Annotated in this window: 14 protein-coding genes, 1 pseudogene and 1 other annotated feature; of the genes and pseudogenes, 14 read left to right on the forward strand and 1 reads right to left on the reverse strand. The window is 37.1% G+C overall.

All coding sequences use genetic code 11. The features are described 5' to 3' along the window. The first annotated feature begins 7 nt into the window (after positions 1 to 7). From ispF to IGL98_RS00480, 9 genes are all read left to right on the forward strand, one after another. Positions 8 to 481, forward strand: a complete 474-nt coding sequence (ispF, locus tag IGL98_RS00440) for a 2-C-methyl-D-erythritol 2,4-cyclodiphosphate synthase (protein WP_069646982.1) — start codon at positions 8 to 10, stop codon at positions 479 to 481. A 15-nt stretch (positions 482 to 496) separates the two neighbouring features. Next, complete coding sequence (gltX, locus tag IGL98_RS00445) at positions 497 to 1,954, forward strand: glutamate--tRNA ligase (RefSeq protein WP_206912042.1); 1,458 nt, start codon at positions 497 to 499, stop codon at positions 1,952 to 1,954. A gap of 1 nt (position 1,955) precedes the next feature. Further along, positions 1,956 to 2,156 (forward strand) — a binding site (T-box leader). Between the two features lie 170 nt (positions 2,157 to 2,326). Next, positions 2,327 to 2,875, forward strand: a complete 549-nt coding sequence (gene epsC, locus IGL98_RS00450) for a serine O-acetyltransferase EpsC (RefSeq protein ID WP_206844730.1) — start codon at positions 2,327 to 2,329, stop codon at positions 2,873 to 2,875. Further along, positions 2,859 to 4,271 (forward strand): cysteine--tRNA ligase, encoded by a 1,413-nt coding sequence (gene cysS, locus IGL98_RS00455; RefSeq protein WP_206844733.1) that lies wholly within the window; start codon positions 2,859 to 2,861, stop codon positions 4,269 to 4,271. The genes epsC and cysS overlap by 17 nt, the downstream gene beginning before the upstream one ends. Next, the gene (locus IGL98_RS00460) at positions 4,268 to 4,666 is read left to right on the forward strand and encodes a Mini-ribonuclease 3 (RefSeq protein WP_069646978.1); all 399 of its coding nucleotides are present in this window, start codon (positions 4,268 to 4,270) and stop codon (positions 4,664 to 4,666) included. The genes cysS and IGL98_RS00460 overlap by 4 nt, the downstream gene beginning before the upstream one ends. Then, positions 4,647 to 5,495 (forward strand): 23S rRNA (guanosine(2251)-2'-O)-methyltransferase RlmB, encoded by an 849-nt coding sequence (gene rlmB / locus IGL98_RS00465; RefSeq protein ID WP_422851622.1) that lies wholly within the window; start codon positions 4,647 to 4,649, stop codon positions 5,493 to 5,495. The genes IGL98_RS00460 and rlmB overlap by 20 nt, the downstream gene beginning before the upstream one ends. 84 nt (positions 5,496 to 5,579) lie before the next feature. Continuing rightward, entirely contained in the window at positions 5,580 to 6,110 is a 531-nt protein-coding gene (locus IGL98_RS00470; protein ID WP_206844741.1) for an NYN domain-containing protein, read from the forward strand. An 87-nt stretch (positions 6,111 to 6,197) separates the two neighbouring features. Continuing rightward, positions 6,198 to 6,758 (forward strand): sigma-70 family RNA polymerase sigma factor, encoded by a 561-nt coding sequence (locus IGL98_RS00475; RefSeq protein ID WP_206844752.1) that lies wholly within the window; start codon positions 6,198 to 6,200, stop codon positions 6,756 to 6,758. Between the two features lie 133 nt (positions 6,759 to 6,891). Next, on the forward strand, positions 6,892 to 7,137 hold the full coding sequence (locus tag IGL98_RS00480; protein ID WP_010761984.1) for a Veg family protein: 246 nt from the start codon (positions 6,892 to 6,894) through the stop codon (positions 7,135 to 7,137). An 89-nt stretch (positions 7,138 to 7,226) separates the two neighbouring features. On the opposite strand, the gene IGL98_RS00485 is transcribed toward IGL98_RS00480, so the two are convergent. Then, a complete protein-coding gene (locus IGL98_RS00485; RefSeq protein WP_206912043.1) occupies positions 7,227 to 7,919 on the reverse strand; it encodes an ArsR/SmtB family transcription factor in 693 nt (230 codons plus the stop codon). 84 nt (positions 7,920 to 8,003) lie between these two features. Between IGL98_RS00485 and IGL98_RS00490 the strand changes: the two genes are divergently transcribed. The 5 genes and pseudogenes from IGL98_RS00490 (at position 8,004) to IGL98_RS00510 (ending at position 12,561) form a co-directional block, all read left to right on the forward strand. After that, entirely contained in the window at positions 8,004 to 8,606 is a 603-nt protein-coding gene (locus IGL98_RS00490) for a flavin reductase family protein (RefSeq protein ID WP_206844766.1), read from the forward strand. 115 nt (positions 8,607 to 8,721) lie between these two features. Next, positions 8,722 to 8,998, forward strand: a pseudogene (locus IGL98_RS00495) (ATP-dependent Clp protease proteolytic subunit). A gap of 194 nt (positions 8,999 to 9,192) precedes the next feature. Next, positions 9,193 to 10,044, forward strand: coding sequence for a 4-(cytidine 5'-diphospho)-2-C-methyl-D-erythritol kinase (gene ispE, locus IGL98_RS00500; RefSeq protein ID WP_206844768.1), 852 nt, complete (start codon positions 9,193 to 9,195; stop codon positions 10,042 to 10,044). 456 nt (positions 10,045 to 10,500) lie between these two features. Then, positions 10,501 to 11,460 carry an IS30 family transposase gene (locus IGL98_RS00505; RefSeq protein ID WP_339099398.1) on the forward strand — a complete coding sequence of 320 codons (960 nt, stop codon included), beginning with the start codon at positions 10,501 to 10,503 and terminating at the stop codon, positions 11,458 to 11,460. A gap of 132 nt (positions 11,461 to 11,592) precedes the next feature. Continuing rightward, a complete protein-coding gene (locus tag IGL98_RS00510) occupies positions 11,593 to 12,561 on the forward strand; it encodes a metal ABC transporter substrate-binding protein (protein WP_206843600.1) in 969 nt (322 codons plus the stop codon). Positions 12,562 to 12,610: the final 49 nt, after the last annotated feature.

Consider the following 12,610-nt stretch of genomic DNA (forward strand, 5'->3'; position numbering starts at 1 on the left):
TGAAAAAATGATACGAATTGGACAAGGTTTTGATGTTCATCAATTGGTAGAAGGACGTAAATTGATCATCGGTGGTGTGGAACTTCCTTTTGAAAAAGGTCTGCTAGGGCACTCTGATGCAGATGTGTTGCTACATGCAATTACGGATGCGCTACTAGGTGCTGCAGGACTTGGAGACATCGGTCATTTATTTCCTGATACAGATCCAGAGTTTAAAGATGCGGACTCAATGAAATTATTATATGAAGCAAATCAAAAAATTTTGGCTGGCGGCTTTACTATTGGCAACATTGATTGTACAATTTTAGCAGAACAACCAAAAATGAAACCTTATTTAGAACAAATGAAAGAAAACATCGCCAAAGCCTGTGAAATTGAAACAAATCAAATCAATTTAAAAGCAACTACGATGGAAAAAATGGGTTTCATTGGTCAAGAAGAAGGTATGGGAGCGATTGCGGTCGCTTTACTTGAAAAATAGAAAGAGGAATGCACAATGACAAAAGTACGTGTACGTTACGCACCAAGTCCAACTGGACACTTGCATATCGGAAATGCGAGAACTGCTTTATTTAATTATTTATTTGCCCGCCACAATGATGGTGAATTTATTATCCGAATCGAAGATACTGATCAAAAGAGAAACATTGAAGACGGCGAAAAAAGCCAGTTGGAAAACTTAGCATGGTTAGGCATGGATTGGGATGAATCTCCTGAAAAACCAGGTGAATACGGTCCTTATCGTCAGTCAGAACGTGGCGAAATTTATCAACCTTTGATCGATCAACTGTTGGTAAGCAATCGCGCATATAAATGTTATTGTACAGAAGACGAATTAGAAGCTGAAAGAGATGCGCAACGTGCTCGTAGCGAAATGCCGCATTACTCTGGTAAATGTGCGAATTTGACACCTTCTGAGCAAGCAGAAAAAGAAGCACAAGGACTTGTTCCTGTTATTCGTTTCCGTGTACCACGAAACACTTCTTTTACATTTGAAGATATGGTCAAAGGCGAAATCGTTTTTGAATCAGACAATATCGGCGGCGACTTTGTTATTCAAAAACGTGATGGTATGCCAACGTATAACTTTGCTGTAGCAGTAGATGATCACATGATGAAAATCACTCATGTTCTACGTGGAGACGATCATATTGCCAATACACCAAAGCAATTGATGGTTTATGAAGCATTTGGTTGGAAAGCACCAGAATTCGGACATATGACGTTGATCATCAACTCTGAAACAGGTAAAAAATTAAGTAAACGTGACGAATCGATTTTACAATTTATCGAACAATACCGTGAACTTGGCTATTTACCAGAAGCAATGTTCAACTTTACAGCATTATTAGGTTGGTCACCAGTCGGGGAAGAAGAAATCTTCTCACAAGATGAATTGATCAAAATCTTTGATCCAGAACGTTTAAGCAAATCACCAGCGGCGTTTGATGGGAAGAAGCTTGAATGGGTCAATAACCAATACATGAAACAATTAGACTTAGATGCTTTAACAGAGATGTGTCTTCCTTATCTAGTAGCAGAAGGCAAAATTGAAGCTCAACCAAGCGGTGAAAAATTGGAATGGTTGAAAAAAGTTGTTAGCTTGTACCAACCACAAATGAGCTATGCTGCTGAAATCGTCAATGTTTCTGAATTATTCTTCAACGAACATCCAGTCTTAGATGATGCAGCCAAAGAAGTCTTAGCTGGAGAAACTGTGCCTACCGTTTTAGCTTCTTTTAAAGCACAATTAGAAGCGATGGACGTTGTAGATGTACCAAGTATCAAAGCTGGAATCAAAGCAGTTCAACAAGAAACAGGTGTTAAAGGTAAAAATCTATTTATGCCGATTCGTGTAGCTGTTTCAGGACAAATGCATGGACCAGAATTAGGTGATACGATCGAACTGCTAGGGAAAGAAAAAGCTTTAGATCATTTAAATAACGTTTTATAATACAAATATGTAGAGAAGAAGAAGTAAAAAAGCGCGTGTCTTTAGAGAGACTGTAGATGGTGAAAACAGTTGTCAGCCCTTTTTGAAATGCATCTTTGAATAGTTTCAGCGATATGTAGCTGAAAACGGCCAACAACCGTTATCTGTTTTGAGGCAGGGAAACCTGTGAAAAAAAGTGGAACCACGCAGAAGCGTCTTTTAAACGGAGTTATTTCGTTTAAAAGACGCTTATTTGTTTTAATATCTAGCTTTTCAGGTTAGATATTCGGAAAAAAGATAAAATTTGTCTGGTATCAAATGTGTCATAAACCTATTTTTCTATTTTTTCCGTCGGAGCTACATGAATTTAAAATCAAATGAAGGAGTATGAATATGAGTTGGTTAAAAAGAGCTGTTAGGGCAGTCAAAAACAATGATCCAGCAGCACGTTCGACGTTGGAAGCGTTGCTTACATATCCAGGATTACATGCGTTGTTTTGGCATCGTTTTTCCCATTTTTTATATAGACACCGACTGTTTTTATTAGCGAAGATCCATGCGCAGTTTTGGCGATTCTTAACAGGAATTGAGATCCATCCTGGAGCGACGATCGCACCTGGCGTTTTTATTGATCACGGAATGGGTGTGGTGATCGGTCAAACAGCAGAAATAGAAGAAGATGTCGTGTTATTTCATGGTGTGACCTTAGGAGGAACAGGTAAGGATACAGGGAAACGTCATCCGACTGTCAAAAAAGGGGCTATGATCCATGCACATGCTCAAATATTGGGACCTGTCACGATTGGTGAAAGAGCAAAAATTGGTGCTGCTGCTGTTGTTTTAACAGATATTCCTGACGATGCAACAGCCGTAGGAGTCCCGGCAAAGGTCGTCAGAATAAAAGGAGAAAAATTGGAGGTAACGTATGATTCAAATTTATAATACATTAACGAGAGAAAAAGAAGTGTTTCAACCAATAGAGGAAGGAAAAGTCCGGATGTACGTCTGCGGTCCGACTGTCTATAATTATATTCATATCGGCAATGCCCGTAGTTCGATGGCCTTTGACACGATCAGACGTTACTTAGAATATCGCGGATATGAAGTGAATTATGTGTCAAACTTTACTGATGTAGATGATAAAATCATCCGAGCCGCTAAAGATCTAGGGATTACGGCACCAGAAGTTGCAGATCGTTTTATCCATGCATTTGAAGAAGATACGAATATCTTGAATGTTAAACCAGCAACGCTACACCCTCGTGTAATGGATCATATGCCGGATATTTTAACCTTTATCGAAACATTGATCGACAAAGGTTATGCTTACGAATCACAAGGTGATGTCTATTATCGAACACGTAAATTTGAAGGGTATGGCAAGCTTAGTCATCAATCGATCGATGAATTAGAAGTCGGGGCTAGCCAACGTACTGGTATGGAAAAAGAGCTGAAAGAAGATCCGTTAGACTTCGCATTATGGAAAGGAGCCAAAGAAGGCGAAATTTCTTGGGACTCTCCGTGGGGCGCTGGACGACCGGGGTGGCACATCGAGTGTTCTGTGATGGCAACCAAACATTTAGGTGATACAATTGATATCCATGGTGGCGGACAAGACTTAGAGTTTCCCCATCATGAAAATGAAATTGCCCAAAGTGAAGCGAAAACAGGTCAAAAATTTGCCAATTACTGGATGCACAATGGTTTTGTTACGATTGGTGAAGATGATGAAAAGATGAGCAAATCGTTAGGGAACTTTGTAACAGTTCATGAATTAGTGAAGCAAGTTGACCCACAAGTCTTGCGTTTCTTTATGGCAACTACACAATATCGCCGCCCAATTCGTTATAGTGAAACAACGATGAAAGAAGCAGGCGTCAACCTACAAAAATTAAAAAATGCTTTTGAGAACGTGTCTTTTAGAAAATCAGATGCAGTAGCTGAACGTGCTGAAGATAATCAAAAGCTGCAGGAATTAGCAGATTTAGAAATACGTTTCACCACTGAAATGGATGATGATTTTAACGCAGCAAATGGAATCACTGTTGTTTACGAAATGGCTAAATGGCTGAACCAATATAGTGAACAAGAGACTGTATCAGTTGTGGTGATCGAAAAAGCACTAGAACAGTTCACACAATGGTTAGGCATTTTCGGTATTTTCTTCTTATCAGAAGAGTTGCTAGATGATGATATCGACCAATTGATCGAAGAACGCAATCAAGCCCGTGCAAATCGTGACTTTGCCCGTAGTGATGAAATTCGTGATTTATTAAAAGACAAAGGAATAACCTTGGAAGACACAGCCCAAGGAACAAGATGGAGAAGAAGTGAATGAGAGATTATACTCAATTAAACGGTTTAGCTTTGGCTTATGTTGGAGATGCAATCTATGAGATTTATATACGTGATTACTTAGTGGAACAAGGACAAACCAAACCGAACACGTTACACCGTATGGCGACGAATTATGTTTCAGCTAAAGCCCAAGCTTTTTTGATTCAAGAAATGTTGGAAGAAAAATTACTTTTAGAAAATGAAGAACTAATGTACAAACGCGGACGCAATGCCAAAAGCCACACGTCTGCTAAAAATGCTGATATCACAACATATCGAATTTCAACTGGATTTGAAGCATTGATGGGCTATCTGCACTTGACTAAACAAACGGAACGCTTGGAAGAATTGATCGATTGGTGTATAAAGAAAATAGGTGAAAAAAATGAGAAATGATAAAAAACGCCCTTTTAAGGGAAACAAACCACAAAAAAATCAGCCATTTAAAAAAGAGCCAGTAAGAAAAGAGCGTGAGATTTCACAAGAAGAGATCGAAGACAACTTTGTTTTTGGAAATCATGCAACTATCGAAGCGATTCAGCAAGGTCGTGGAAATAAATTATTTCTTCAAGAAGATAGTAAAAGTGAAAAAGTTGAACACTTAAAATTATTAGCAAAAGAAAATGCTGTACCTGTTAAATGGGTACCAAAACAAAAATTAGATACAATGACAAATCACGGTGTTCATCAGGGAATCGTATTGGCGATTACAGCGTATGAATACTTAACGTTGGAAGAATTACTTGATCGGACGAAAGAAAAGACAGAGACACCATTTTTCTTGATTTTGGATAGCTTAGAAGATCCTCATAACTTTGGGTCGATATTGAGAACAGCAGATGCAACAGGCGTGGATGGAATCATTATTCCTAAACACCGTGCAGTTGGCATTACACCGGTCGTGACAAAAGCCTCAACTGGAGCAGTTGAATATATTCCAGTTGCTCGTGTAACGAATTTAACGCAAAGTATTGCCACGCTTAAAGAAAATAGTTTCTGGATATTCGGAACGGATATGAAAGGTACTGATTACCGTAAATGGAATACTCAAGGCTCGATCGCTTTGATTATTGGTAATGAAGGTCGTGGGATGAGTCAAGGACTACACAAAGAAGTGGATGAATTATTGACAATCCCAATGAGCGGACATGTTCAAAGTTTGAATGCAGGTGTTGCAGCTGGTTTGTTGATGTATGAAGCTTACCGTGGACGAAATCCTCTTTAGAAATTTAAATTAGTGGCGAGATAGAAGCGGTTTTGAACGTGAGTTTCTATCTCAGCATCATTATAAAGAAGGTGACAAAGCAAAATGAAAAAACAGTTATTGATCGTTGATGGTTATAATATGATCGGATCTTGGCCTGAGTTGGTTCAGCTGAAGAATCAAAATAAACTTGAAGACGCCAGAGAAGTTTTACTGCAGCGTTTATCCAACTATGCAAAATACGAGGATTTAGAAGTGATCGTAGTTTTTGATGCACAATTGGTTCCAGGAATTCAGCAAACGTATAAAAAGTATCATTTAACGGTCGTCTTCACCAAAGAAGAGGAGACAGCAGATAGCTATATTGAGCGGATTGCAGGCGAGAAAAATGATCGGCTGACTCAAGTAACGGTCGCAACGAGCGATCTGGCAGAACAATGGCTGGTTTTTTCAAAAGGAGCATTGCGAGCGTCTGCGAATGAGCTGTATAAAAATGTTCAAAAAACAGAACGCACGATTGCAGTTCATGCAACAGATATCCATTTTCAGGATTTCCGACGAAATTCTCCATGGAATCTAGAGCAATTGTCAAAATTGTCCGAAAAGTTGGACGAATTATCCAAAAAGAAAGATTAATTATATATTTTTCTCCGCTTTTTTTAAAGAAAGTGTTACGCTTTTTTCAAGCATTTTGGTAGAATGCTTGGAAGGAGAATGTTGTTGATGAATAAGTATGAAGAGATTTTAAAAGGAGACCCATTAGCATTTGACCGTTTGTATCGAAAATATCATCCAGTGGTGCATAAGTTTCGAAAAAAGTATTATCTAAAGGATTTTGATCGAGAAGACTGGCTACAGGAAGGCCGAATAATCTTTCATCGCTCACTGGAAAAATATGAAGAAGAGCACAGCGTTTCGATTGGGACATTTTTTAAGTCAAACTTTGAAAACCATATTCGTAGTTTGGTCAGAAAACAATGTGCAATTAAGCGGACGATTGATGCACAGTCTGTTTCATTAGATCAAAAAATAGAAAAGCAAGGGGAGTCTTTTTTTGATTATATAGGGACGGAAGATACCAATGTATTAGAGCAGATGATCATTCGAGAAAAACTGGAGCAGTTGCCGACTGTATTGTCTCCGTTTGAACGAATTACTTTTGAAGAATATATGAGTGGCAAGGAATTGGAAGAGATTGCCAAAGACACTGATAACCGTGAAATAACCGTTAGAAGTGCCTATGATCGAGCAAAAAAGAAATTGAAAGCGATTATTTATGATTAAATGAGAACTTTAAAACTTTTCACATCAAATAATTATCCTTTTATAAATTATAATTAGTTGCAATTCATTTTCTGCTATGGTAAACTTGTTATTTTTATTAATATGTGGTATAATGGAGTTTGAGGTGAATGCAATGCCAACAACTTTAGCGTCAATTAAAAAAGATCTAGAATGTCGTATCGGCAGCAAAATCACATTAGTTGCTCAAACCGGCAGAAAGCGTCAAACTGAACGTAACGGTATTTTAACAGAAACGTATCCATCTGTCTTCGTTGTAGATTTAGATCCAGATGAAAACTCATTTGAACGAGTTTCTTATAGTTATTCTGATGTGCTAACACGCACAGTAGAGATTGAATTTGTCAGTGAAGCAGTCTAAAACAAGAATTGATTTTTAAAAGCAGAGCTAAAGCGAAAACGCTTTAGCTCTGCTTTTTTTGATATATGCGCGTTTACTTCTATTTTTAGCTAATCTTTGTTATCAAAGGCAAAGAATGATTGAAACCATTTCGTACCTAACTCACTTAAAACGACACTTCGATTTTGAGGATGTTTGATCAGCCAACCACGATGAAGACCTTCATTAAAAAATGCTGTACCTAGGTTTCCAGCTAAATGAAATCTTCGTTCTGTCCAATCGAGACAAGGTTTCACCAACACGCCTGCCTTCTTTTTTAATTCTTGTACATTAATTGTTAATTCAGAAAAAAATTCTTCTCCCGAATTGGTAAGAAATAACTGCTCATTTTCCAAAATAAGAAACTGCATTAGACATAGGTGATCAAAAAAATGTACACCTAATTCACCTGCTAGATGGCAATAACAACTCCGGCCAGCTTTTAACTGTTTGTATTCTGTGCTTTGGTTATAGGATGTAATTGGTTTTACTGGGCTAATAATCATTAGCCTCTCCATTAATTCAGCAATTTCAACATTGGAAAGGCAATAATAAACATGCCGACCTTGTTTATAAGACGTGACCCAACCTAATTCACCCATTTTTTTCAAATGATAAGAAGCTGTATGATCTTTAATGTGAACTAATTTAGCAAGCTCGTGAACAGTATGATAACGGCTATCCATTAAAATAGTTACAATTTGGATACGTGATTCATCGCTTAGCGTTTTCGTTATTTGGCTGATATCAGGAAATCCCTGCATCTATTCCCCTCCTTTAACATCTCGATATAGATTGAGATATCTTTATTATATACTACTTATATCTTATAAGAAGAGGTGATTTCAATGTATAAGCAACTCAAAAAAAATTCTTTCTATTATGGTTTTCCAGTGGTTTTGATGACAACAAAAAACAAAGAGTCTGGTCATGATGATTTAACTCCAATCAGTTCAACATGGACACTTGATCAATCTGTGATTTTAGGTGTAGGATTGGATAATCAAGGGTTTGACAATTTAAAGATTGGTAGGGATTTAACTTTAAATATTGCAGAACAAAGCTTGTGGAAGCAGGTTGAGAAAATTGCGAAAACAACTGGAAATAAAACAGTCCCTGAATACAAAAAAGAATTGGGCTATAATTATTGTGAAGACAAGTTCCGTTTAGCAAATTTTTCCAAATTAGCAGGCATTTCAGTTTCTACTGTGCGCATAGCAGAATGCCCCATTCAAATAGAAGCTAATGTTACTGAGATTATGGTACGAAAAAATTATGCCATAATTGAAACTAAAATAAATGCAATCCATGTCTCAGAAGAAATTTTAGCAGATGAAGCGCATATAGATGTGGAGAAATGGCATCCTTTGATTTACAAATTTAGGGAATATGCAACAACGGATAAGCATTTAGGCAAGAATTTTAGATTTCAAGAGTTTATAGAAGAATAACTATTAAGCACATCACGAACTATAATGGAGGAATCCATAAATGTGCGTCGATATATAGAATTTGTTTATCAGCAGCAATGGTGGATATGTCGATTCTGGCTATTTAATATTTGATATGATTAATTTCATCAACTCCAAGATCAATATTATTAGTTTAGGTTGGGTCGTTAGTGCCGAAGCGCTTATTTATTTATCTAGTGAAAAAGAGCGACGCTATTGTTTGCCGAATACTCGTTTTATGATTCATGAACCTTTTGATAGCCAAAGAAACAGGAAAAGATATTGAACAGGTGAAAAATGACACAGCTCGAGACTACTGGTTAAGTGCTGAGGAAGCTTTAGAATATGGGATCGTCAATAAGATCATTAAAACTAGAAGCGAGATTGTTTAATCACTTAAAAGTAAAGTATGAAAATGAGTAGATTACTGTGAGCCTTCGATGCTGAGGTGCTTCATGGTTCTTTTTTTGAAGTATTACGTAAATAAAGCAAGTTTTTATCAATTATATACATATCTAGTAACATATGTTAGAATTTAAAAGATTGTGAAGTTGGTCAGGTAATGGGATTAGATAGGTGAAAAAGAATGGAAATCATAGAAAAAGCGCCCGCAAAAATTAATCTGGGGTTGGATGCTCTCTATAAAAGAAATGATGGTTATCACGAGTTAGAGATGATCATGGCTAGTGTAGATTTAGCAGATCGGTTGACCTTTGAGTTATTGCCGAAAAATGAAATAGTGATCGAAACAGATAGCTCCTTTTTGCCCGTAGATAGAAGAAATCATGTGTATCAGGCGGCAGAATTGCTGAAGAATACGTTTAATCTTACGCAGGGAGTTAAAATTTATATAGAAAAAAGAATACCCGTAGCAGCTGGTTTAGCTGGCGGCAGTAGTGATTGTGCCGCTGCGTTACGAGGGCTAAATCGTTTATGGAACTTAGGTTTATCATTAGAAGAACTTGCTGAACTAGGTAGTAAGATCGGCTCAGATGTTCCTTATTGTGTTCATGGCGGTACGGCTTTTGTCAGTGGACGTGGTGAAAAGGTCGAATTCTTACCATCGATGCCGCAATGTTGGGTTGTTTTAGTGAAGCCAAAAATGAGTGTTTCTACGAGTACGATTTTTGGTAGTCTATCATTCAACAGTGTAGAGCATCCTGATATTCGTGGTCTAAAGCAGGCGATCGAAACAGATGACTATCAATTGATGGCAGAAAAAATCGGTAATGCTTTAGAAGGTGTAACAATCAAACGTCATCCTGTGATTCAGCAAATCAAAGACCACATGATGAAATACGGAGCAGATGCAGCGCTAATGAGCGGTAGTGGTCCAACTGTTTTTGCTTTATGCGAGAAGAAGACACGAGCACAACGGATTTATAATGGTTTAAAAGGCTTTTGTGATGAAGTGTATATTGTGCGGACGTTGAAGTAAACGAAAAAGAAAATATTGGGACTTTAAGCCTAACGAAAAACCACTCAATTGAGTGGTTTTTCGTTAGTTATAAAAGGCTTAAAAGGAAAAATGCATCTGTTTTTGATGATACATATTTCCAATCTTAATTTTTCTTTCTGATTCATTGATACGATAGAATAGTGCATAATTTTTTTGTGCTTCAGATAAATCTAACTGAATAATATTCCCTATTTTTTGATAAACTAAGGATTCGCCTTCCACGATTCCACTGTTTTTCGGTAAAATTACGTCTAGGGAATTTCCTATTTTTCTAACTATGTTGGAAGAGGAAGAATTATTTTGAATCAACGTCATCAAACAATTGGCAATGTTTTTTATAGTCGCCGATAGTAAAATTAAGCTAGACAACTAAATAAGTCATTTGTGCTACACTCAAAATAGTTCCGACCAAAGAATTATAAGGAGTGAAGACAAATGACCTATACTCATCTTACATCAAATGAACTCGTGATGATAGAAGCTTATTTCAATATGAGCCAACCTGTTACGATGGTTTCTAAGACTTTAAATCGTTCTAGACAGACAATCTACAATGTTTACAACTTCCTAAAACAAGGAAAATCTATCTGTGACTATTACCAACAATATAAAGAAAATAAAACGCGTTGTGGTCGACAACCCATTAGTTTGCCTACAGAACAGCATGATTACATTCAAACTATGGTGGCTCAAGGGTGGACACCTGATGTGATTATTGGTCGAGCTGAGTTTCCTATTTCATGCTCTGTTAGAACACTTTATCGTCAGTTTAAAGCAAATCAATTTGATTGCTCAAAACTACCAATGAAAGGGAAACGAAAGCCCAACGGGCATAAAGAACGTCGCGGAAAGCAAGCATTTAAACGCAATATTTCAGAACGATCCACTGACTACCCTGATTTCCAACAGGAATTTGGGCATTTAGAAGGGGACACAATTGTTGGCGTTTATCATAAAAGTGCCATCATCACTCTAGTTGAACGCCTTTCAAAAGTGATTATTACATTAAAACCAAATGGTCGGAAAGCATTGGATATTGAAAAAGCGACAACTGATTGGCTACAAAAGATTCCCAGAAATTTGTTCAAATCCGTGACCTTTGATTGTGGAAAAGAATTTTCAAATTGGAAAAACATGAGTAATGTCAATGATATTTCTATCTATTTTGCAGACCCTGGAACCCCCTCACAACGCGGATTAAATGAGCATTCGAATGGGTTATTACGTAAAGATGGGCTGCCTAAAACAATGGATTTTAATCAAGTTGACCAAGCTTTTGTTGCGGCTGTCGCCTCTAAAAGAAATCACATACCAAGGAAATCTTTAAATTATCGAACACCATTAGAAGTATTTTTGAGTTACGTAAATGAAAGACAATTGTCTAGCTTAATTTGACAAATCAAAAGTAATAAAATATTTTTTCTGTTTTCTCTTGACGTTCTCTTTTCCTTCTGGTAAATTAGTTCTTGCTACCAAATCGTAAATATTACGATTTGAATAAGACAAATCGAAATGGGGATAAAAGAGATGAGAAAAAACAGCTGGAAATATATTGTAGGATTCCTTTTAACAGCAGTAATGTTTACACTAACTGCTTGTGGACAAACAAAAGAGCAAGATAAATCTGGGAAAAGTGATACAATAAAAGTCGTGACAACTTTTTACCCAATGTACGATTTCGCTAAAAATGTGGTAGGTGATGCTGGAGATGTTCAATTATTGATCCCAGCCGGAACAGAGCCCCATGATTATGAACCAAGTGCCAAAGATATCGCCAAAATCACAGATGCAGATGTGTTTGTATATAACAGCCATGAATTAGAGACGTGGGTCAAAGATGTCCTGGAAAACGTTGACGAGAAAAAAGTTGCTGTTGTGGAAGCGGCAGGTTCGATCGATTTAATGGAAGGTGCGGCTCATGAGCACGATCATGATAGTGAAGAAGCAGACCATGACGAGCATGATCATGATCACGAATTAGATCCTCATGTTTGGTTAGATCCAGTTTTAGCACAAAAAGAAGTTGAAGCAATTCGTGATGCCTTAGTTAAAAAATACCCAGATAAAAAAGAGACATTTGAGAAAAATGCCACAGCTTATATTGAAAAATTAAAAGAATTAGATACAGAATATAAAGAAGCATTTACGAATGCTAAAAACAAAACATTTGTAACGCAACATGCAGCGTTCGGCTACTTAGCAAAACAATACGGTTTGACACAAGAATCAATTGCGGGAATTTCGCCCGATCAAGAACCGTCACCAAGTCGTTTAGCAGAGTTGAAAAAATACATTAAAGAGCATAATGTCTCAGTAATCTATTTTGAAACGTCTGCTTCATCAAAAGTTGCTGAAACATTGGCGCGTGAAACAAATGTAGAATTAGCGGTTCTTAATCCGTTAGAAAGTATTACCCAAAAAGAACAAGATCAAGGGGAAGATTACATTTCAGTGATGAAAGCCAATCTTGAAGCGTTGAAGAAAAGTATCAAGTAAAAAGAATCGGGATAAAAGACGTACAGTTTTTTCTCCCGATTTAAGCAGT

The organism is Enterococcus sp. DIV0840, from assembly GCF_050527835.1.
Taxonomy (GTDB): domain Bacteria; phylum Bacillota; class Bacilli; order Lactobacillales; family Enterococcaceae; genus Enterococcus_L; species Enterococcus_L ureasiticus.